General features: G+C 26.6%; 22 protein-coding genes. 17 read left to right on the top strand and 5 right to left on the bottom strand.

Features of this window, described 5'->3' with window-relative positions:
- The first annotated feature begins 146 nt into the window (after window positions 1–146).
- The 7 genes from D9T19_RS06970 to D9T19_RS06940 all read left to right on the top strand — a co-directional run bounded on the left by D9T19_RS06970 (window position 147) and on the right by D9T19_RS06940 (window position 7,567).
- Entirely contained in the window at window positions 147–1,871 is a 1,725-nt protein-coding gene (locus tag D9T19_RS06970) for an FMN-binding glutamate synthase family protein (RefSeq protein ID WP_121627508.1), read from the top strand.
- Window positions 1,858–2,688: a DUF5718 family protein gene (locus D9T19_RS06965; protein WP_121627507.1), complete on the top strand. Its 831-nt coding sequence runs from the start codon at window positions 1,858–1,860 to the stop codon at window positions 2,686–2,688. Before D9T19_RS06970 ends, D9T19_RS06965 begins: the two co-directional genes overlap by 14 nt.
- A 273-nt stretch (window positions 2,689–2,961) precedes the next feature.
- Window positions 2,962–3,198 carry a hypothetical protein gene (locus tag D9T19_RS06960; protein WP_121627506.1) on the top strand — a complete coding sequence of 79 codons (237 nt, stop codon included), beginning with the start codon at window positions 2,962–2,964 and terminating at the stop codon, window positions 3,196–3,198.
- A gap of 2 nt (window positions 3,199–3,200) precedes the next feature.
- On the top strand, window positions 3,201–3,842 hold the full coding sequence (locus D9T19_RS06955; RefSeq protein ID WP_121627505.1) for a hypothetical protein: 642 nt from the start codon (window positions 3,201–3,203) through the stop codon (window positions 3,840–3,842).
- A 301-nt stretch (window positions 3,843–4,143) separates the two neighbouring features.
- A complete protein-coding gene (ocd, locus tag D9T19_RS06950; RefSeq protein WP_121627504.1) occupies window positions 4,144–5,157 on the top strand; it encodes an ornithine cyclodeaminase in 1,014 nt (337 codons plus the stop codon).
- Window positions 5,157–6,116: an arginase gene (locus D9T19_RS06945; protein ID WP_121627503.1), complete on the top strand. Its 960-nt coding sequence runs from the start codon at window positions 5,157–5,159 to the stop codon at window positions 6,114–6,116. The genes ocd and D9T19_RS06945 overlap by 1 nt, the downstream gene beginning before the upstream one ends.
- Window positions 6,117–6,154: 38 nt before the next feature.
- Window positions 6,155–7,567 carry a YjiH family protein gene (locus D9T19_RS06940; protein ID WP_121627502.1) on the top strand — a complete coding sequence of 471 codons (1,413 nt, stop codon included), beginning with the start codon at window positions 6,155–6,157 and terminating at the stop codon, window positions 7,565–7,567.
- A gap of 55 nt (window positions 7,568–7,622) precedes the next feature.
- Here the strand turns inward: D9T19_RS06940 and D9T19_RS06935 are convergent, their stop codons facing one another.
- Window positions 7,623–8,093, bottom strand: coding sequence for a threonine/serine exporter family protein (locus D9T19_RS06935; protein WP_121627501.1), 471 nt, complete (start codon window positions 8,091–8,093; stop codon window positions 7,623–7,625).
- 1 nt (window position 8,094) lies between these two features.
- Complete coding sequence (locus D9T19_RS06930; protein WP_121627500.1) at window positions 8,095–8,868, bottom strand: threonine/serine exporter family protein; 774 nt, start codon at window positions 8,866–8,868, stop codon at window positions 8,095–8,097.
- A 132-nt stretch (window positions 8,869–9,000) separates the two neighbouring features.
- Between D9T19_RS06930 and D9T19_RS06925 the strand changes: the two genes are divergently transcribed.
- From D9T19_RS06925 to D9T19_RS06910, 4 genes are read left to right on the top strand one after another with little or no spacing between them, the layout of a single operon-like run.
- Window positions 9,001–9,333: a hypothetical protein gene (locus tag D9T19_RS06925; RefSeq protein WP_121627499.1), complete on the top strand. Its 333-nt coding sequence runs from the start codon at window positions 9,001–9,003 to the stop codon at window positions 9,331–9,333.
- Complete coding sequence (locus D9T19_RS06920; RefSeq protein ID WP_228197981.1) at window positions 9,311–9,946, top strand: type III pantothenate kinase; 636 nt, start codon at window positions 9,311–9,313, stop codon at window positions 9,944–9,946. Before D9T19_RS06925 ends, D9T19_RS06920 begins: the two co-directional genes overlap by 23 nt.
- Window positions 9,924–10,532 carry an ATP phosphoribosyltransferase gene (gene hisG / locus D9T19_RS06915; RefSeq protein ID WP_121627497.1) on the top strand — a complete coding sequence of 203 codons (609 nt, stop codon included), beginning with the start codon at window positions 9,924–9,926 and terminating at the stop codon, window positions 10,530–10,532. The genes D9T19_RS06920 and hisG overlap by 23 nt, the downstream gene beginning before the upstream one ends.
- Complete coding sequence (locus tag D9T19_RS06910; RefSeq protein WP_121627496.1) at window positions 10,532–11,227, top strand: methyltransferase domain-containing protein; 696 nt, start codon at window positions 10,532–10,534, stop codon at window positions 11,225–11,227. Before hisG ends, D9T19_RS06910 begins: the two co-directional genes overlap by 1 nt.
- Before the next feature lie 20 nt (window positions 11,228–11,247).
- Here the strand turns inward: D9T19_RS06910 and trpS are convergent, their stop codons facing one another.
- On the bottom strand, window positions 11,248–12,213 hold the full coding sequence (trpS, locus tag D9T19_RS06905; protein WP_121627495.1) for a tryptophan--tRNA ligase: 966 nt from the start codon (window positions 12,211–12,213) through the stop codon (window positions 11,248–11,250).
- A gap of 49 nt (window positions 12,214–12,262) precedes the next feature.
- Window positions 12,263–13,558, bottom strand: a complete 1,296-nt coding sequence (locus D9T19_RS06900; protein ID WP_121627494.1) for a TAXI family TRAP transporter solute-binding subunit — start codon at window positions 13,556–13,558, stop codon at window positions 12,263–12,265.
- 119 nt (window positions 13,559–13,677) lie between these two features.
- Between D9T19_RS06900 and D9T19_RS06895 the strand changes: the two genes are divergently transcribed.
- The 3 genes from D9T19_RS06895 to D9T19_RS06885 all read left to right on the top strand — a co-directional run bounded on the left by D9T19_RS06895 (window position 13,678) and on the right by D9T19_RS06885 (window position 17,864).
- Window positions 13,678–13,884 carry a hypothetical protein gene (locus D9T19_RS06895; RefSeq protein ID WP_121627493.1) on the top strand — a complete coding sequence of 69 codons (207 nt, stop codon included), beginning with the start codon at window positions 13,678–13,680 and terminating at the stop codon, window positions 13,882–13,884.
- A 74-nt stretch (window positions 13,885–13,958) separates the two neighbouring features.
- Entirely contained in the window at window positions 13,959–15,203 is a 1,245-nt protein-coding gene (gene serS / locus D9T19_RS06890) for a serine--tRNA ligase (RefSeq protein WP_121627492.1), read from the top strand.
- Between the two features lie 195 nt (window positions 15,204–15,398).
- Complete coding sequence (locus D9T19_RS06885) at window positions 15,399–17,864, top strand: transporter substrate-binding domain-containing protein (RefSeq protein WP_121627491.1); 2,466 nt, start codon at window positions 15,399–15,401, stop codon at window positions 17,862–17,864.
- A 325-nt stretch (window positions 17,865–18,189) separates the two neighbouring features.
- On the opposite strand, the gene D9T19_RS06880 is transcribed toward D9T19_RS06885, so the two are convergent.
- Entirely contained in the window at window positions 18,190–18,579 is a 390-nt protein-coding gene (locus tag D9T19_RS06880) for a hypothetical protein (RefSeq protein WP_121627490.1), read from the bottom strand.
- A 113-nt stretch (window positions 18,580–18,692) separates the two neighbouring features.
- On the opposite strand from D9T19_RS06880, the gene D9T19_RS06875 reads away from it, so the two are divergent.
- The 3 genes from D9T19_RS06875 to D9T19_RS06865 all read left to right on the top strand — a co-directional run.
- Window positions 18,693–19,319 carry a LysE family translocator gene (locus D9T19_RS06875; RefSeq protein WP_228197980.1) on the top strand — a complete coding sequence of 209 codons (627 nt, stop codon included), beginning with the start codon at window positions 18,693–18,695 and terminating at the stop codon, window positions 19,317–19,319.
- Between the two features lie 226 nt (window positions 19,320–19,545).
- Complete coding sequence (locus D9T19_RS06870; protein ID WP_121627488.1) at window positions 19,546–20,364, top strand: OmpA family protein; 819 nt, start codon at window positions 19,546–19,548, stop codon at window positions 20,362–20,364.
- 56 nt (window positions 20,365–20,420) lie between these two features.
- On the top strand, window positions 20,421–21,647 hold a 1,227-nt coding region (locus D9T19_RS06865; protein WP_205588697.1), incomplete at its 3' end, for a hypothetical protein.

Genomic DNA, 21,647 nt, shown 5'->3' with positions numbered 1-21,647 from the left:
ATCTCTCTTATTATTTAAATCTTGCAGTCTAAAAATATGCTTCCTGAATTTATGAATAGGCTGCAAGCTTTGAATAATATACTTTTAATTCCATACTACTTTTTATATAAACAATCTTAAAAAAATAAAATCAATTAGGACATAATATGACAACTGGAATAACAATATTCTTAAGTTTAATAATAATTATACTTGCATGGTATATACATGATAAATATGTACAAAGAACACATCAAATATTAGTAAACTATCCAATAATTGGGAGATTGAGATTTGTCTTTCAAGAGTTTAGAGAACCTTTTCGACAATATTTTGGGGATGAAAAATTTTACGAATCTATGGATAAATTAGATTGGGTTTATAATGCAGCAAGAGATAAAATTAATTTCTCTTCTTTTTCACCCGCTCAACCATTACCTAAACCAAAGTTTATGCTAAGACATACGAATATTGTTTTAAATGATAATGAAGTGGATAATGATTTTTCTGTTACATTTGGTGAAAATAGAAGAACACCTTTTATATCTAATTCTGTAATTGCTAGAGCTCCTATGAGTGATGGATCAATTTCACCTGAAGGTACACGAGCATTTGTATATGGTGCAAAAATGGGAGGATTTCCTATTAATTCAGGTGAGGGTGGATTAACAACTAACTTTTTTGTAACTCATTATAAATATGATAAAAAATATATGAAAGAAGTTGAAGGAAATGCTTTAGAACATAAAATATTTAGATTAGCAAAAATATTTTTTAATGAACCTGTTGCTGTAGATTTTTATAGAAAACTTGTATTTAAAAAAGATTTAGAAGCAGATACCTATGTTTTTAATAAAGATAAAGAATGCTTTTATAGACCAAATTGGGATGCCCCTCTTGAAAACTTTCCTAAAGATGTTCCAGAAGAAATGGCAGATATTATATTACAAATTAGTTCTGGACTTTATGGTGTAAGAACAAAAGATGGTAAATTTGATATGGAACGTTATAAAAAACAAATGAGCTTTTGTAAAATGACTGAAATAAAAATAGCACAAGGTTCAAAGCAAACAGGTGGAAAACTAATTGCAAAAAAAGTAACTCCATCAATTGCATATTATAGAAATATAGAAGCAAATAAAGATGCATTCTCTCCAAATAGATTTCCATATGCAAATACAACAGAAGAGTTATTTGATTTTATTGGTGAACTTCAAAAAGCTTCAGGAAAACCAGTTGGTATTAAAATTGTAATCTCTGATTATAATAATATAGTTCCAATTGCAAAAGAGATTAAAAGAAGATCTGATTTAGGTTTGTCTTTCCCTGATTATATTTCTATTGATGGTGGAAGTGGTGGAAGTGCTACAGCACCATTAGATATGATGGAGAGAATTGGTATGGATATTAGAGATGCTTTATATTTAGTTGATAAGGTATTAAAAGATTATGGTGTTAGAGACAAAGTGCGAATAAGTGCTAGTGGAAAAATCCTTACTCCTGATGATGTAATTATTACTTTAAGTCTTGGAGCTGATTTCGTGCAAATAGCACGTGGATTTATGATGAGTGCTGGATGTATTAGAGCTCGATATTGCTCAGGTGCAGGTGAACATCAATGTCCTGTAGGACTTGCAACTCAAGATATTAAAAAAAGAAAATATTACTTTGTAAAAAAACACTCAGAATATGTAAGAAATTATCATGCAAATGTTTTAAAAAGTATGAAAAGTTTACTTGCTGTTATGGGTTTAAAAAATGTAAAAGAGTTAAATAAAGATAAATTAATATTTTTAGATATAGATTCAATAATTCATGATGATATGGATGAGTTATTTGAGCGAAGAATTTCAATTAAGAAGAATAAAGGAAAATCAGATGCAATTAAATGATTTAAAAGATTATTTAGGATTTGCGGTTGCAGGAAATTTTGCAGGACATTTAGGTGAAGCAGGAGAAGCTGATGAATTCTCTGTTATAGAAACAGAAGAAAAAGATGCTCCCAAAGGTTTATTTCCTTTTTATATAAAAGGACATGATTCTTTTTTAAGCACTTACCCAATATCTGATAAAACTATTTCAACTCATAATAGAGAAGAAGATAAAATTCAAGCAGAACCAGAAGTTGGACTAATTTGTGATTTTATTTATGAAAATAAAAAAGTAATAGATATCATTCCTCGATATGTTTCAGCTTTTAATGACTGTTCTTTAAGAGTACAAGATGGTAAAAAGTTAAGTACAAAGAAAAATTGGGGAAGTAATACAAAAGGTATTTCAAAAGAGTTTATCAAAATTGATAACTTTACAGAAAATGGAATTTTAAGTAAATATCATCTTTCTTCTTTTATAAAAAGAGATGGAAAAATCCATAATTATGGAACTATTTCTGCAGTTAAATCTTATTCATATTTTTTTACTCAATTAAAAGATTGGATGATTGATAAGTTTAATACTCAAGAAGATTGCGGACCATTGGAAGAGATAAGTCAATTTATGACTAATGCTAAAGATGCAAAAGGAATATTAATTGCATCTGGTGCTACTGCATATAGCCAATTTGGAAAAAGAAACTTTCTAAAAAAAGGTGATGAATTATTTATCTATGTTTATAATGCACGGATTTATAGTCATCAAGAAATTGTTAATAATATTGATTCTGATATTTCACTGTCTGAATGTTCTAAATTACATCAAGTAATTAACTAGTCTATTAAATAAAAATAAGCAAATTTTATCTTATAAATTTTGCTTATTTCTTACTAAAAAATATAAAATAAAATAAACTATTAATTTTTCATAAATTACTCTAAAATAGCATTAAAGTAGCATTTGTACTTTATTTTAGAAATTTCATTAAATTAGCTTAAAAGATAGATAATTAGGCTTATTTTTTAAGTTTATTTTAATTTTAACTGTGCAAAAATATTAAATCAAATTTTAGTAATACTACTAGTATTACTAAAAAATATTAGGATTACAATGGCATTACGAAATAATGATAGAGTAGTTATTCAACGAGTAATAGATAAAAATTCAGTAACTAAAAAAAAGAAAAAAGTTGTTCAATTAAGTATTAAAATAGATGAAAATATTGATGATGCTTTATATACTTTAAGTAAGTCATTAAATATTTCAAAAAATAAGTTAATTGAAGATATCTTTCTTGAAAGTGGTCTTGTTCAAGAAGTTGATGAAAACTATACAAAGGTTAGATAAATATGAATCCTTTCCCAGAAAAAAAAGAAGTCTTGCAAAGTGTACAAAAAGGTATTTTAAATGCAAGAAAGAATTTTTCATTATGGACAGGGGAAGAACTATATCTTTCTTATGCCCCTAGTAATTTTTTATCAATTCATATTTCACAAGAAATATCAAAACTAAGTATTTTACCTGAGATATTTATTGATGCAACAATTGCAGATACATTAAAATATTCCCTTTCAAATCCAGATGAATATAAATCATTTATGAAAAATAAAGAAATTGCAGATAGAACTTTTTGTATTACACTTGATGAAAGATTTGATCATGAGACAAATCGAGACTCTATTGCTAAAGTTATTATTTCTGTGCGAAACGGAGTAAGAAATGTAAAAGAAGAGTATTTAAATGATATAGAAACTATGTGTAAAATTATATCAGATTCAACTTTGGAATATGCAATTTTTGCTTTTTATTTAGATATTTCTAATAAAGCAAGAATTAAAGCAAAAGAAAGAATAAATGAATTATTAATTGCTTTTGATGAAACCTCTTCAAAATACGAGAAAATAAATACTAAATTTATTGGTGGAGAAGTAAATATAATTGAAAATATAGGAGAATGGAGTGTAGGTTGTTATGTAATTGAAAAGAAATAAATTGAAAATAATATTTTCAAAAGATTAAGTATTACTGGTTAATTTAAGAAGCAAAGGGAAAGGAGTTACTTGGCGGTGCATCCTTTCCCTTCTAACAGACAAATCTGTACTGTAACGCTACCTTAAATTTATTAAAAAACTAATTAATTTAAAGGATTAAAAGTGAAACAAATAAATTCTATATCTTCCTAATACATGATATTACCAATCAAAAAATGACAATCCTTACTATTTAAATTTAAATAAAAGGAAAGAAGTATATGTCGTTAATACAATCACTCAAAATAAAAAGGAATAATAAATGAAAGTATTAGAAATAGAAGATATAAAAAGTATAGTAGAAACAATAGGATATAAAAAATTTTATTCAATGTTGATAAAAACATTAGAAGAAGATTATTCAAATTGGGAAAGTTTTGATAAAACACCAAGGGTTGCAAATCATGTGGATGGTGGAGTAATAGAATTAATGCCAATATCAAATAATAAATTATATACGTTTAAATATGTAAATGGACATCCAAAAAACCCAGCACAAAATAAAATGACAGTAATGGCAACAGGTCAACTATCAGAAGTTAGTACTGGTGAACCTTTAATGTTTAGTGAAATGACACTTCTAACAGCATTTAGAACAGCTGCAAACTCAGCAATGGCAGCAAAATACTTAGCAAAAAAAGATTCAAAAGTTCTAACACTTATTGGAACAGGTTCTCAAAGTGAATTTCAATACTTAGCATTTAGTCAAATATTTGATTTAAAAGAAGTTAGATATTTTGATACAGATCCTAAAGCTATGGATAAATTTGAAAATAATATGAAACAGTTTGATATAAGAATTATAAGATGTAAAGATTCAAAAGATGCAGCTAAGGGTGCAGATATTATTACCACTTGTACAGCAGATAAAAGATATCAAACAGTCCTAACAAAAGATATGATAGAAGGTGATGTTTATATTAATGGAATAGGTGGAGATTGCCCAGGTAAAACAGAAATTCAAAAAGAACTTATAGAATCTTCAACAGTAGTATGTGAATTTTTAGAGCAATGTAAAATTGAAGGTGAAATACAACAATTAGCTAAAGATTTTACTTGTCCAGAATTATATGAAATTATAAGAGGTGAGAAAAATATTAATGTTGATACTCATGGAACAATTGTTTTTGATTCAGTAGGATTTGCAATAGAAGACTATTCTGTTTTAAGATTAATTTATGATTTATCAAATGAATTAAAAATTGGTAAAGAAATGAACTTTATTCCTCAATTAGATAATGTAAAGAATTTATTTTCTTTAGTGGAGGCAAAATAATGTTAGAAACATCAAAAAATGTAAAAGTAGTAGAAGTATATTCTGATATAGCAGGACATAGAAAGGGAGCATCTTTAGGGATTGATGCTTTAAGAAAATCTTCAAAAGAATTAAACTCTGAATATTATGAAAAATTACAAATAGAAAGTATTGGAGATGAGAATCAAAGTGATATAGCATCTGAATTTAAACATGCAAAACATGCAGATAAAATTGATTCAATAATTTCAAGTTTGGCATATAAAGTTAAAGAACTTAGAGAAGATAAAAAGTTTCCAATTATTTTAGCAGGAGATCACTCAAGTTGTGCAGGAACAATGCATGGACTAAAAATGGCACATCCAAATTCAGAAATAGGAGTTGTATATATCGATGCACATGCAGATATACATTCTCCATATACAAGTGGTTCAGGAAATATGCACGGAATGCCATTAGCCATGGCTTGTGCAATAGATAATATAGAATGTCAAAAGAATGAATTAACAGATAAAGAAATAGAATATTGGAATAAATTAAAATTTATGGCTTCAGATGAAGGATCAATAAAAACTGAAAATATAGTTTTTTGTGCAGTAAGAGATTACCAAAAAGAAGAAATGGCCTTAATTAAAAAACATAAAATACCTTTATATACAGTAGAAGAAATAACACATAAAGGAATAGGACCAACAGTAGAAGAGATATTTAAAAAGCTTGAATATTGTGACCATATATATGTTTCATTTGATGTAGATAGTGTTGATCCATTATATGTGCCAGGAACAGGAACTCCAGCGAATAATGGATTATCGTATGAACAGGCAATGCAGTTGAATATAGAATTAATAAAGAATGAGAAAGTATGTTGTTGGGAAATGGCAGAGATTAATCCACTTTATAATAATTCAAAAGATGATTCTACACGAATATTTAAGATTCTAGAGAAAGTTACACATTCTCTATTAAGCAATTATTAATATTTTAATGATTTAGTTTAAAAATAAAAGGAAATTATATGAAATCAAATATTAATACACAAGCGCAGTTCTTAGAAGAAAAAGAATATATTCTTACTGCAAATAAATTTTTAAAGTTTTTCATTCCTTCAATGATTGGAATAATGATATTTATATTTCCTCTTGCATACATTGATGGTGAGTTTGTAAGTTATGCTAAGGGATTTACAATCCCTATTGCTGTAATAAAAGATTATATACAATCTTTTCTAGGTGAATTATTACCTTTGTTTGTTGTTATTTCGATAATGACAACTCTTGTTGGTACTTTATATACAAAGATTTTTAAACCATCTTTTATTATAAAAAATGTATTTCTAAATAATTTATTTAATGTTTCACTTTTTTGGGCATCAACTAGAGTACTTGGTGCATTTTTTGTTTTAGTTACTTATTTAAAATATGATTATGAAATCATTTTTTCAAGTAATACAGGAGGCTTACTATTAAATGATTTAATGCCAGTTTTATTTATAGTATTTTTCTTAGCTGGAGTATTATTACCGTTAATTCTTGATTTTGGTTTATTAGAATTTGTAGGAGTATTGTTAAGTAAGGTTATGAGACCTTTATTTGGTTTACCAGGTAGATCATCAGTGGATTGTTTAACTTCTTGGTTGGGTGATGGGACTATTGGTGTTTTATTAACAAATAAACAACTTGAAAGTGGATTTTATACAAAAAGAGAAGCCGCTGTTATTGCAACAAGTTTCTCTGCTGTATCAATTACTTTTTGCTTGGTTGTTATTTCACAAGTTAAACTTGAGAGCTATTTTATGCATATGGTAGGTGTTGTTGCCTTATGTGGTATCGCTTGTGCTTTTATTATACCTCGTTTAATGCCTTTATCTAAGATTGATAATGTTTATATAAAAGATAATCTTGATAGAGATCATGAAACACTTCCAAAAGGAAAAACACTTTTTACTTATGGATTACAAAAAGCAGCTCAACGAGCAGAAAAAAGTCCAAGTTTCTTTTCATTTTTAAATGATGGATTTAAAAATGTTTTAGATATGTGGATAGGAGTATTACCTGTTGTAATGGCTATTGGTACATTAGGACTTATAGTTGCAGAAGAAACAGACTTATTTACTTACCTTGGTATGCCATTTATTCCATTTCTTGAGTTACTTAATATTCCAGATGCTGTAGAAATGTCAAAAACAATTATGGTTGGTTTTGCAGATATGTTTTTACCTGCAATTATTGGGGCATCTATTGAATCAGATCTAACTAGATTTGTAATAGCATGTTTATCTGTATCTCAATTAATTTATATGTCAGAAGTTGGAGGATTAATTTTAGGTACAAAAATACCTGTTAATTTTATTCAATTATTAATGATTTTTCTTTTAAGAACTATTATTTCACTACCTATTATTGCAATTTTTGCACATATAATATTTTAGTTATGATATAAAATATTAGATAAATTAATCTTAAAAAATTAATTTATCTATATTATCAAACAACAGGTCTATTTAATCTCATATAATATAAAGAAGTAAGTGCCAATCCAAATGTAATTGCACCTAAAATAGATAAGGCTTTTAAAGCATTTTCAATAAATATTTCTATTAATTCAGGAGTAACACCATGCGTATTCATATCAACTAGAGAAATCATAGCTGTAAATGCAAAGGTCCCAGGAATCATAGGAATAATAGAAGCAACTGAATAAACAGGTCGAGGAACTAAAAACTTTTTTGACCATTTTAATGTAATAAATCCAATACAAGCTGCAGCTATAAATGTTGATAAAACAATTGAAAGACCCATTTGCATAGATACATTTCTAATAATATAAGTAATTCCTCCACCTAAAGCACAGTATTTAAGTGTTGCTTTTGGAACATTAAAAAGCATTGCAAAACCAGTTGAAGCAACACTTGCAAAAATAGATTTCAATAAGATATTTAATATAATAATCATCATTTTACCAACCTTTTATATTTAAAACAGACATTGCTAAAACAATACCCATTGAAGATGCAACTGTTAATATTGTAGCTTGTAGCCAACGTCCCCAACCCATACTCAAATAACCTTTTAGTGCATCTAAAAAAGAGTTTATAAAAGGGAAACCAGGAACTAAAAGCAATACACTAGAAGCTAAAACAATATTTGGCGTGTCTGTATGTTGAAAAAGCATTATACTACTTCCTAAAATTGTGGCAAGAAAAGATGTAATACCAAAAGTTAGAATCATCATAAATCTTTTTTTATTTAATTCTTGTCTAATAAACATAGCAATACATGCAACTATAAAAGTAATAAAAAATGCACTAACATCTCCACCTTGTAAAATAGCAAAAGATGCACAGGCAAATCCAACCATAAAAACAATTAGCCATCTATTATAAAGATTTGGTGTTATATTTTTGATTGTTTCATTTACGTATTGAAAATCATGTTTATTTTTTTCAACTTCGATAACCATCATTTGAATAACACAAACTATTGACATATTAATTGGTTTGTGATGAATACTTCTTGTTGTAGTTACTGAATGGTTATTATTTAATGTAGTTAAAACAATAGCAGATGGAATTAAAGACATCTCTACAGAGTCAACGCCTAATGCTTTACCTAGTCTTTGGGCTGTTTGTTCTATTAAGATACTTTCAGCTCCATACTCTAACATTATTGCTGCTGATTTAATAAGTACTCTAGTAATTTTTGTTTGTTCTTGATTAGTTATTTCTGACATAATACTTCATTTATAGATAATTTTTCGAATTATAGCAAAAAGCTGTAATAATTTGTTAATTATTTGTATAAAAAATAATAAGTAGATAAAAGTCTTAATTTGATATACTCTTTTTTAATTAAAAGGCACAAATTGAAAGAACTTACTACATATTTCACAAAAAAAGATATTATATTTAAGCAAATAAATGAAACAATTCCAAAAGAGTTAGGTTCAAGAAAAAAAATAAAAATTTATAATGCAACTTCTGTAGATTCAAAATATTATGCAATATTCATAGTAGATTCAAAAAGTAGATTTATAAGAAAAAATGCAGATGATTTAATGGCACTTTGCGATAAGTTATCAAATCACTTAGAACATAATTTTAAGAAAAAAATTTTATTAGTATCAAGTCCTTTATGCTCAAAAGCAAAAGCCTACTTAAAAGAAAACAAATGGAGTGTTTATATTGATTTTATGTGATATAGGAAATTCAACTTTCCATTTTTTGATAAATGGAAAACATAAAAAATATGATATTGATAAAGAAATACCTTCTTTTACAAATGATATTTATTATGTATCAGTTAATAACAAAGCTACGTTAAAACTTTTAGATATAAATCCTCAAGCCAAAGATATTACAGAAGTTTTAGAATTTGAAACACAATATCAAGGATTAGGCGCAGATAGAGCTATTGCATGTGTATTTTGTGAAGATGAAATAATTGTTGATGCAGGAAGTGCAATAACAGTTGATATTATGAAAAAAGGCAAGCATAAAGGTGGTTTTATATTGCCAGGGTTTAGAGCATTTAGCGAAACTTATCCTAAAATTTCTAAAAAATTAAAATTTGATTTTGAAAAAGATATAAATTTAGATAAAATACCGCTTCAAACAAAAGACGCTATACAATATGCCATGATGAAATCTATCATTTTACCCATCAAAGAAGTGAGCAAAAATAAAAATATTATATTTACAGGTGGAGATGGAAAGTTATTAAGTGGATATTTTGAAAATAGTGTATATAAAAAAGATTTAATATTTGAAAATATGAAAAGGATTATTGATGCTAACAATTGCATTGCCTAAGGGAAGAATAGCAAAGGAAACTTTGGATAAATTTGAAGCTGCTTTTGAAGAAAAGTTTGTTTTTGAAGATAGAAAGTTAATACTTGAAAAAGCTGGATTTAGATTTTTAAATGTTAGAAATCAAGATGTTCCAACGTATGTAATGCATGGTGCTGCTGATTTAGGTGTAGTAGGACTTGATGTTCTTGAAGAAAAAGAATACGATTTAATTAAACTTCTTGATTTACAATTAGGAAAATGTAAAGTTGCTTTTGGTCTAAGAAAAGGTGAAAAACTTGATATGACTAAAAGTAAAATTACAGTTGCTACAAAACACGAAAAAATTGCAAAAAGATATTTTGAAGAAAAAGCAATGGCTGTTGATATTATTAAACTGTATGGTTCAATTGAATTAGCACCTTTAGTTAATCTTTCTGATTGCATTGTTGATATTGTAGAAACTGGTGAAACAATGAAGCAAAATGGACTTGAAGTAGGTCCTACTATTATGGAAAGTAGCGCACATTTAATTGCTAATAAAAATTCATTTTATGCTAAAAAAGATTTAATCTTAAATTTAAAAGAAAAGATAGAAGCACAATTATAATGGGTCTAGAATTATATTCAAAAGTTGAACCTTTCTTAGATTTTGAAGATGAGGTTTATACTTTACACAAAGAGTTTATGGCATTTGTAATGATGAATGAACTTGATAATATTATTGATATTGGATGTGGTCAAGGATATTTTTTAGATAATCTAAAAATCAATAATAAAACAGCATTTGGAATTGATTTAAGTGTTGAACAAATAAAAGTTTGTGAGCAAAAAAACTTAAATGCAAAAGCTATTACACTTTGTGATGTAAAAGAAAAATATGATTGTGCAACAGCTATTTTTGATGTATTAAACTATATTCCAAGTGAAGGTTTAGAAACTTTTATAAGTGAAACAAACCTTGTTTTAAATGAAGGTGGATATTTTATCTTTGATGTAAATTCACACTTTGGATTTGATAATATTGCTCAAGGATGTATAACTATTGATAGTGATGATAGATTTATAGGAATTGATGCGATTTTTGAAGAAAATAAACTTCAAACAGATATAACACTTTTTGAAAAAAATAAAGATGGTTTATATAAAAAAGAAAAAGATAGTATTATTCAAGAATATCACTCAAAAGAGTTTTTAAGTAAATTATTAAAAAAATGTAACTTTGAAATTCAAGAAATAAGAGAGTTTAATTTACACAGCGATGAAGATGCTGATAAATTAATCTTTATTTGTAAAAAAATATAAAAGAGAAAATCTCTTTTATATTATATTAAACCTACTGCATCTCTAATAATTCTCATTTTTTCACTAGCAATTTTAGAAGCTTTAGAAGCTCCAAAAGCTAAAATCTCATGTACTTCTTTAGGATTTTCTAATAAATGAGCTCTTTTTTCTTCATACGGTTCAAAATAGTTATTGATTTTTTCAAGTAATGTTATCTTGAAATGTCCATAACCTTCACCTGGTGTTTCAAATCTTTTTTGTAAATCTTTTAATTCACCTTCATTCATAAATAATTCAGATATTTTATAGATATTATTATCTTCCCATTGTTTAACATCATCAAGTCCTTTTGAATCTGTTACAATTCCCATTACTTGTTTTTTGATTTTCTTTTTTGTATTAAACATATCAATAGTATTTCCATAAGACTTAGACATTTTAGCTCCATCAGTTCCAGGAACTGTTGCAACTACTTCATCCACTTTTGCTTGTGGCAATACAAAAAGCTCTTCTTTGTATGCGTGATTAATAGAATTTGCAATATCTCTTGCCATTTCTACATGTTGAATTTGGTCTTTTCCAACTGGTACTATATTTGAATCAAATACCAAAATATCTGCTGCCATTAATACAGGATAAGAAAATAGTCCATGATTTGCACTTATTCCTTTTGAAGTTTTATCTTTATATGAATGAGCACGTTCTAGTAATCCCATTGAAGTATTATTTGATAATATCCAGTAAAGTTCTAGTACTTCTTTTACATGGTGCTGTACCCAAAATGTTGATTTCTCTGGATCCATTCCTAAAGCTAAAAAGTTAACCGCTGCTTCAAAAGTATTTGTTTCTAAAAATTCTTTATCCTTTACTGATGTTAATGCATGATAAGATGCAATAAACGCAAATAATTCTCCGTCATTTTGAGATTCAATCATCTTTTTAATCATTCCAAAATAGTTTCCTATATGAATAATTCCTGATGGTTGAATACCCGATAAAATTCTCAAAATTTACTTCCTTATGTTTTTTTTGTCATTATATCTAAAGTTCCTAAAATTAATTAGTAGTGATTTTTAGATTTATTTTTGAGATTATAAGTTCAATATGCATAATTAAATCATAGTATTCACCCATATATGATAGTGGAACTTTTGTCTCATCTTTTATCTCTTTTTTTAATTCTTCAATTTCTAGTAGTTTTCTTTTTAGTTCCTCTTTAGTTTTTAAGCCCTCTAATGATAAATCAAGTCCTTGAACTTCATCGTACCATCTATATATTTTTGATCTAATACTCCATCTATAAAGTGGAAAACCACCTTTTAAAAGAGGAATCATAAGTGTAATCAAAGGAATTAAAAGTATTTTTAACCTATCAAGATTTGAAGCAATCCAGTAGGGAAATATCTTTTCTAGCCATGTATCTCCATAAGTATAATATCTTAGAGCTTCTTCATTTGCTTCAATTGTAATATTATCCAAGTTTGGAAATTGGTTTTCTTTTTCAAAAAGACCTTTTTTATCATGAATATCTTTTATACTTTTTAAAACAAGTCTTGTTAATTCTTCTGAAAAGTCATTTCTTATAACCAATGTAGCAGTTGTTGATAATAAATTTATATTTTCAGATGGTAAGTTTTTATATAAATCAATTGTCCCTTCATAAAGAGGTGTAGATTCTAAAAAGTTGTATTTTCTACTATAAGCTTTTGCTCTTTTAAAAGAAAATAAATTTATATTAGGGTTTTCTAGCAACTCTTTTACTATTGATGAATTAGGTGATATAACAAGGAACATTGCATCAATATCTCCTTTTAATAACTTCTTTTTTGCCTCTTGTGTTGAATAATTATATAGTTTAGAGTTATTTTTATTTATTTCATTATCTGATAATATTTTTGATGCTAAATCAAAAGTACCACTTCCTTCTCCTCCTATGGATATTTTCTTAGAAATTAACTGAAGGATATAATCCATTTGAAAACCTTCATTTTTGTAAAAAATCCATAAAGGTTCGTAGTTTGTTGAAGCTATTGATTTTATTGAAACATTTTTTTCTGTGTAATCAATACCATTTTGGATAAAAGCCATATCAGCTTTTTTATTTTCAATTAAATTAAGATTATCAATGGATCCATTTGAAGTTAGAATATTCACTTTTACTTTTTGTTTTTCTAATATTTCCTTATATAATAAAGCAGTCTTATAGTATTGTCCATTTTTAGAACCAGTTGCAATTGTAAACTCTTTTTTAGGACTTGGTTGTATAAATTGCGAAGTGATATAAAATGATGCAATTATAAGTAATAAAATAGGAATTGAAACAGTTAAAAGTTTATTTTTGATTTTTTTCATTTGAAATCTTTTTATTTATATTTTATACAAATTTTTATAAAAAGCTATGTAAGAGCTTATGAAAAGATAATTAAAATATCTTTATGATACAATTCGCAAAATATAAAGGAGATATTAATATGACAATAGTAAGAATGGAAAGAGCATGTGGATGTTTTAAAAACTCAGATTTTAAAACAGAAACAGAATGTAAAGATGTTGATGAAGCATTAGCAAAAGCAAATGAAATGTGTACAATTATGAATGAAGATTTCTGCCATAAACATATATTTAAAACTGTATTTGAAGATGGCGAAGTTTTAATTAAAATGGAAATGAACGGATAATACTTTTTTACATCTAATCTCTTTGTAGCAATTTTTAGATATAATTGCAAAAAATTATAATACAAAGAGAAAAGATGATTGATATAAAACTACTACAAAAAGATTTTGAAAATATAGCAAATGCCTTAAAAAGAAAAGGTGTTTCACAAGAAATTTTAGACAACTTAAAATCTATCTCAGAAAATGCAAAGCAAAAACGACAAGATATGGAAAACGTTACAGCTGAGCAAAATAAACTATCAAAAGAGTTTGGAAGATATAAAAAAGAAGGATTAGATATTGCTCCTTTGCAAGCTAATATCAATGAACTTAAAAACAATAAACAAGTATTAGAAGAAGAGGTTAGAGTATTAGAAGATGAACTAACAGCTATTGCTTTAGGTGTTCCAAATATGCCTGATGATTGTGTTCCAAATGGTGCTGATGAAAATGAAAATGTTGTATTAGAAATAATTGGTAAAAAACCTGAATTTTCTTTTACTCCAAAAGAGCATTGGGACTTAGGTGAAAAAGATGGTTCATTAGATTTTCCAAGAGGTGTAAAATTAGCTAAGTCTAGATTTGTAGCAATGCGAGGGCAGGCTGCTAAAATGGAGAGAGCTTTAATAAACTATATGCTTGATTTTAATACTAAAAGAGGTTTTGAAGAGTGGTATTTACCTTTTATGGCAAATACAAATACACTTCAAGGAACAGGTCAACTTCCAAAATTTGAAGATGATTTATTCAAAATTGATGGTGAAGATTTATATTTAATTCCAACTGCTGAAGTTGTTTTAACAAACCTTTATAATGATGAAATTATTCCAAGTGAGCAATTACCAAAATTAATGACTTCTTATACTCCTTGTTTTAGAAAAGAAGCAGGAAGTGCAGGTAGAGATACAAGAGGACTTATTAGACAACACCAATTTGATAAAGTTGAAATGGTAGCCATTACAAAACCTGAACAAAGTGAAGAAGTATTTGAAAAAATGGTTACTTGTGCAAGTGATTTATTGACTTCATTAGGCTTATCACACCAAAAAGTACAGCTTTGTACTGGTGATTTAGGTTTTTCAGCGGCTACTACTATTGACCTAGAAGTATGGTTACCAGGACAAAATAAATATAGAGAAATATCATCAATTTCTAATACAAAAGAATTTCAAAGTAGACGAGCAAAAATCAGATATAAAGATGGTAAGAAAAATATTTTAACTCATACTTTAAATGGTTCAAGCTTAGCAGTAGGTAGAACACTTGTTGCAATTATGGAAAACTATCAAAATGAAGATGGAAGTATAAGCATTCCAGAAGTTCTTAAAAAATATATGTAATAAAATATTAGGCAGATTTTATAAAAACTTCTGCCTATATATAAAATAATCTAAAAGTAAAATCTAAATAATTATTTCCCTTCTCTTTTATATACTTTAATATAAATACTTATGTTATTAAGTAGTATATTGATATACTTTCTAAACCATAAACTAGTTTATATTCGAATATTGCTGTATTCTTAAGGGTTACTAATGAAAAAATTAATATTATTAATTGCATTAATATATAATTTATTAGCATTTAATAAAGTAGAAAATAAAAGTGTAACATTAGAAAATAACTTTACAGAAATAGAAAAAAAATATATAGAATCTAATACATTTATTTTAGGAATGATGGTTGATAATTATCCTTTTAGTTTTGAAGAAAATAAAAAAATAAAAGGTTTTTCTTATGATTATATAAATCTAATTATAAAAAAAAGTGGATTAAAAATAAAAATTCAAATGAATAATTGGAGTAATACACTTAATAAATTTAAAAATAAACAGATTGATTTAATAGACTTTATTTCTTATAGTAAAAAAAGAGAGGATTTTACAAATTTTTCAAAACCATATTTTGAAATACCAAATGTTATTTTTGCTAGAAAAGGAGAAATCAATAATTATAAAGGATTTGAATCTTTAAAAGGAAAGAAAATTGGTATTACAAAAGATATTTATTATTATGATGTACTTAAATCGTTAGGACTTTTTGAGCTTGTCGAATTTGAAAACTCAGGAAATAAGATAAAAGCATTATTATATGGAAAAGTTGATGTTGTATTTCATAATTTAATTAGTGGTCAAAAACATATTAAACGTGGTGGGTTTACTAATGTAAAGATTCTTGATGAACTTGATAGTAAAATAATAAAAAAAGAAGACTTAAGGATTGGTGTTAAAAAAGAAGATAAAGTTTTATTTTCTATTATAAACAAGTCTATAAAAGCTATTTCACGGGAAGAAAAAGAAGTACTATATAATAAATGGTTTACTGCAAAAATTGAAAAAAAAACTAATAAAAATAATATTAATTTAACAGATGCACAAAGACAATATTTAAAAGAAAAAAAACAGATTACTATGTGTATTGACCCTGATTGGATGCCATTTGAAAAGTTTGATAAAAACGGTAAATATATTGGTATAACTGCAGATTATTATAAGATTTTTGAGGATATTTTAAATATAGATATAAAAGTAATAAAAACAAAAACATGGAATGAATCAATAAAAAATGTAAAAGATAGAAAATGTGATATTCTATCTTTATCTATGGAAACTCCAAAACGAAAAGAATATTTAAAATTTACTACACCATATTTAAAAATCCCAATAGTTGTTGCTACGAAAATAGATGTCCCCTTTATAGATAATATTGATGCTATTGAAAATAAAAAAGTAGGAATAACCAAAGATTATGCTTTTGTTGAAATATTGAGAAATAAATATCCTAATTTAAATATTATAGAAGTTAAAAATATTGAAGATGGTTTAAAAAGAGTAAATAAGGGTGAATTATTTGCATATATAGGAACGCTTGCTAGTATAAGTCACGAATTTCAAAGCGGATCAAGAGGCGAGCTTAAAATCGCAGGTAAATTGGAAGAAAATTGGGCACTTGGGATTGGAGTTAGAAATGATGATAAAAATTTATTTAATATTTTAGATAAAGTTGTAAAAAGTATTGATAGTAAAAAACAACAAGAAATATTAAATAATTGGATATCAATAAAATATGAAAAACGTATTGATTATAATTTAATATGGCAGATTTTAATTATCTCAATAATGTTGATTTTATTTTTTGTATATAGACAATTTATTTTAAAAATGGCAAATAATAATTTGAAAATAGCTGTTGAAAAGAAGACAAAAGATTTACAAAAATTAAATGAAAATCTAGCAGAAAAAATCAAAGAAGAAGTAGAAAAAAATTTATATATTCAAGAACAACTTTTTAAATCTGAAAAAATGGCATCAATGGGAGAAATGATTGGAAATATTGCACATCAATGGAGACAGCCATTATCTATAATATCCACAGGTGCTACGGGTATGCTAATGCAAAAAGAACATGGTTTACTTAAAGATGAATTTTTTAAAGAAACTTGTTTAGAAATAAATAATAATGCACAATATCTATCAAAAACTATTGATGATTTTAAGAACTTTATAAATGGTGATAGAAAAAAGGTAATATTTAATCTAAGTACTTGTATTGATAGCTTTAGAATTTTAGTTAAAGGTGAAATTATAAATAACAATATAAATTTGATTTTAGATATACAAGAAGATATAAGTTTGTATGGTTATCCAAATGAACTTATTCAATGTCTTATAAATATATTTAATAATTCTAAAGATACTTTAGAAGAAAGAAATATTACAAATAAATTTATATTTATATCAACTTTAACTAAAGATAATAATGTAATTATAAAAATAAAAGATAATGCAGGTGGAATACCAATTGATATATTACCTAAGATATTTGAACCTTATTTCACAACTAAACATCAATCAAAAGGTACAGGAATTGGACTTCATATGACTTATAATTTAATTGTTAAAGGAATGGATGGAATAATTGAAGCTAATAATGAAAATTATTCTTATGAAAATAAAAATTATACTGGAGCTATATTTATAATTTCAATACCTATGGGTTGAATTTTGTGTAATAAAGAATTGTTTATAAAAAAAGGGAGTTATTTAGCTTCCCTTTTTTTATGTCCACGCATTTGATTTTATATAGTAAAAAAAATAGAATATATTAAAAAATAAAATCATTTTAACATTATAAAGATTTCGATTTTTTATAAGAATGTGTAGTAAAGAGAAGTTTTATCTTGAAAAAATTTTACAGCTACGTAATTTTTTACTAAGGAGAGATAATAGATAAAACTTCTATTTCAAGAATTATATCATAAAAATGCTATTTTAATGCTATGTTTATATTTTTTTTTGAAATTTCTATATTAAAGTTAAAAATTTATCACTTTACAAATACTTTTGAATCATAAAGTTTATTATTAACTTTTACTTGAATATATCCCTTCGTAACACCATAATGTTTAAATGTTTGCTCTTCCGCAATTTTGATTTTTTGTTTATTATAAATTGATATTGTCTTTACTAAAGTACCAATGGAAGTACCTATATTTACACTTGTCTTTATATTATGTAAATTCCCAAAAACTACAATTTTTGAGTAACAAATGCCATTATAATCATCTTTTGTTTTTCTTAAATGTTGAATATTCTCACCTGTACCATTTTTATGAAAAATGCCAATTGCATGAGCAGTTTTGATTTTTGCAGTGTAAGCACTTACTTGAGTTATTGAAAGTATCATTAAAGTTAAAATTATATATATTTTTTTCATAAGAGAACTTTACTCTTTTTTTGTGAAATATTTGTAATTAGAATCATTATAGATTTTTTGATGTACTTTTTTATAATCTTTTGTATATAATTATCTTTTAAATAAGGATTATCTTGGAATTTATTAACTTAGCACTTCTTGCTGTATTCATCCCTACTTTTTTTCTCGTTTCATTAACTCCTGGAATGTGTATGACCCTAGCTCTTAGTATGGGGATGAGTATTGGATTGAAAAAAACATTTTATATGATGTATGGAGAATTAATTGGAGTTGCTATTGTTGCAACATCTTCTGTTGTTGGAGTTGCAACTGTAATGATTAATTACCCAACAATCTTTTTGGTACTTAAATATGGTGGTGGGGCATATTTAATTTATCTTGGAATTCAAATGTGGCTTTCACGTGGGAAAATGGCATTAAGTCTTGATGAATGTAATTATAGTATTTCAAAAAAGAACTTAGCAATGCAAGGCTTTATAACAGCAATTGCTAATCCAAAAGGATGGGCATTTTTTGTAGCACTTTTACCACCTTTTATAGATGATAGTCTACCTATGACTTCACAATTAGTTATTTTAATTTTTATGATTTTACTTTTAGAATTTTCATGTCTAATTATTTATGCAACAGGTGGAAAAACATTAAGAAAATTATTACAAAATAGCTCTAATGTAAAATTTATAAATAAAATTGCAGGAACATTAATGATGGGTATTGGTATTTGGTTAGCACTATCTTAATATAATAAATCTAAAAAAATAGTTTGATATCTCATATCAAACTATTGCAATTTTTCTTAAAATATTCAATCTCTCTATATCTTTTTCTTTACAAACATAAGTTATTATCGCGACAATATAACATTCTCTCACATATGTATATTATTTTATAAGATTACTCACCATATATTTATTATTTAATTGTATAATAAAGTATTTTAATATTAAACTTAATATAGGAGCTAAAATGAGTTCAAAATTTAAACTAAATATAATATGTTTTATTATATTTACAGGCTTTTTTACAAATAGTATGGCGGGGGAACTTTTACATGGACCTATTAGTGATGGGGCTAAAGTAAATATAAACCAGGGATCGATTGTATTTTATAGAGAAGATAGTAAAAATATACAAAAAACCCCATTAATTTTTATTAATAATAATGTTGTAGGAGCATTATTACCAGGTGAATATGTTCAAGCAAAGGCATGCAGTAGTAGTATTAATTTACGTGTTGCATCAAGAGGAGATTCTTTAAGAAAAGGGGCTTTACAAGCTGTTGGAATTTCAAGAGATTCAATTACATATATTAAAATAATAGAAGATAAAAATAAAATTTTTCTTCCTGTTATTGTTGATAGTGTTCAAGGAAAAGAGGAACTTAATGGTATTAAAATAAGTAGTAATCTCGTAAATCGTTATGTTCCAAAACTTGTATTAGATGGAGATAGTTTATTTGCTTTTGATAGTACTGAATTAAGTTCTTCTTCTCGGATTTTAATGGATGAATTAATTGGAGATATAGCTATGTGTCCTAATCAAGTTAAAACTCTTAAAATTATAGGACATACAGATAGATTGGGAAGTGATAAATACAATGAAGAATTGTCTTTTAATCGTGCTGAAGCAGTTGCTAATTATCTTATTACAAATGGTATAGATTTACCATTAAAAATTGAAGGTCATGGTTCAAAAGAACCAGTAACAACAAATTGTAAAGGTAAATATTCTTCAACGCTAATTGAATGTTTACAACCAGATCGTAGGGTAGTAATAGAATACTAAATATTATTATTGAATAATGAACATTTAATAAAATACAATAATTATTAGGAGAGAAAATGCAAAATTTATTTCAATTTATAACAAAAGATCTTACAGGTCAAATCTCAAATGTTACAGTAGATACTAGTAAAAGTGGAAATCCTTTAATAGTAAAAGCAGAAAAATCAGTTCAATATGAACTACGAGATTCTGTAACAAATGTTGCTCCAAATCAAGTTTTACTTACACGAAAAGGAAAAGATCTTCTTATAAAACTTGATATTGAAGAAGAAATTACAGATGATAATACTACAGCTGATATTATTATCGAGGATTATTATGATGATTCTATGGGTAATTTAGTTGGACTAGCAGAAGATGGAAACTATTATGAACTTGTCCCTCAAGAAGGGAATACTGATTTTCTTGCTATGAATATGATTGATGGAGAATCTTCTTATAGTAGTCTTGGATATTCAAGTGGAACTCCAGTTGCGGCAGTAGCTACGTCTTCTCCAACTGTAGCTGATACAGGATATGGTTGGTGGCCATATGTTCTTGGTGCACTTGCAATAGGTGGAATAGCTGCTTTAGCATTGCATGACGATGATGATAATTCTGCTCTTTCTGATGCTCCTAAAATTACATTTATAGAAGATATAAATAATGATGGAATACTTAATGCTAATGAATTATCTGGTGATGTAGATGTGAAAATAACACTTCCTACAGATACCAAAGTTGGTGATATAGTAAACGTAAGTGATGGAACAACTCCTCAAACAATAACACTAACACAGACTGATATTGATAATGGTTACGTAGATACTAGTTTTACTTCTCCTGAAAATGGTAGTACGATTACTATTACTTCATCAATTACTGATTCTTCAGGAAATGAAGGTAAAACGGGAGAAGAAAGCGCACTTATAGATACATCAATCGATACAACGCCACCTCTAGCACCAACAGCAGTAACAATCACAGAAGATATAAATAATGATGGAATACTGAATGGTACAGAATTAGATGGTAATGTAGATGTTCAAATAGATTTACCAGCTGGTGTAGAAGCAGGGGATACAGTAAATGTAACAGATGGAACAACAACTACTCCAATAGTAATTACGCCAACAGATATTACTAATGGAAATGTAACAACTTCATTTACTCCACCTGCTGAGGGTGAGATAATTACTGTTACTGCAACAATTACAGATATTGCAGGAAATATAGGACCAAGTACGACTGATAGCGCATTGATTGATACAACAGCACCAACAACAACAGTAAATATTGATAGT

Origin of the sequence: Poseidonibacter antarcticus (assembly GCF_003667345.1) — a bacterium.
In the GTDB taxonomy this organism is placed as follows: Bacteria; Campylobacterota; Campylobacteria; order Campylobacterales; family Arcobacteraceae; genus Poseidonibacter; species Poseidonibacter antarcticus.
Note: the sequence above shows the minus strand (reverse complement) of the source record. Positions and strands in the feature narration are given on the sequence as shown.

Bases quoted from the DNA above. Each gene is read 5' to 3' on its own strand.
- D9T19_RS06895 (WP_121627493.1), top strand. From the start codon at position 13,678: ATGACAATAGTAAGAATGGAAAGAGCATGTGGATGTTTTAAAAACTCA.
- D9T19_RS06870 (WP_121627488.1), top strand. From the start codon at position 19,546: ATGAGTTCAAAATTTAAACTAAATATAATATGTTTTATTATATTTACA.
- D9T19_RS06955 (WP_121627505.1), top strand. From the start codon at position 3,201: ATGAATCCTTTCCCAGAAAAAAAAGAAGTCTTGCAAAGTGTACAAAAA.
- D9T19_RS06940 (WP_121627502.1), top strand. From the start codon at position 6,155: ATGAAATCAAATATTAATACACAAGCGCAGTTCTTAGAAGAAAAAGAA.
- D9T19_RS06885 (WP_121627491.1), top strand. From the start codon at position 15,399: ATGAAAAAATTAATATTATTAATTGCATTAATATATAATTTATTAGCA.
- D9T19_RS06970 (WP_121627508.1), top strand. From the start codon at position 147: ATGACAACTGGAATAACAATATTCTTAAGTTTAATAATAATTATACTT.
- D9T19_RS06960 (WP_121627506.1), top strand. From the start codon at position 2,962: ATGGCATTACGAAATAATGATAGAGTAGTTATTCAACGAGTAATAGAT.
- ocd (WP_121627504.1), top strand. From the start codon at position 4,144: ATGAAAGTATTAGAAATAGAAGATATAAAAAGTATAGTAGAAACAATA.
- D9T19_RS06965 (WP_121627507.1), top strand. From the start codon at position 1,858: ATGCAATTAAATGATTTAAAAGATTATTTAGGATTTGCGGTTGCAGGA.
- serS (WP_121627492.1), top strand. From the start codon at position 13,959: ATGATTGATATAAAACTACTACAAAAAGATTTTGAAAATATAGCAAAT.
- D9T19_RS06900 (WP_121627494.1), bottom strand. From the start codon at position 13,558: ATGAAAAAAATCAAAAATAAACTTTTAACTGTTTCAATTCCTATTTTA.
- hisG (WP_121627497.1), top strand. From the start codon at position 9,924: ATGCTAACAATTGCATTGCCTAAGGGAAGAATAGCAAAGGAAACTTTG.
- D9T19_RS06945 (WP_121627503.1), top strand. From the start codon at position 5,157: ATGTTAGAAACATCAAAAAATGTAAAAGTAGTAGAAGTATATTCTGAT.
- D9T19_RS06910 (WP_121627496.1), top strand. From the start codon at position 10,532: ATGGGTCTAGAATTATATTCAAAAGTTGAACCTTTCTTAGATTTTGAA.
- D9T19_RS06930 (WP_121627500.1), bottom strand. From the start codon at position 8,868: ATGTCAGAAATAACTAATCAAGAACAAACAAAAATTACTAGAGTACTT.
- D9T19_RS06935 (WP_121627501.1), bottom strand. From the start codon at position 8,093: ATGATGATTATTATATTAAATATCTTATTGAAATCTATTTTTGCAAGT.
- D9T19_RS06880 (WP_121627490.1), bottom strand. From the start codon at position 18,579: ATGAAAAAAATATATATAATTTTAACTTTAATGATACTTTCAATAACT.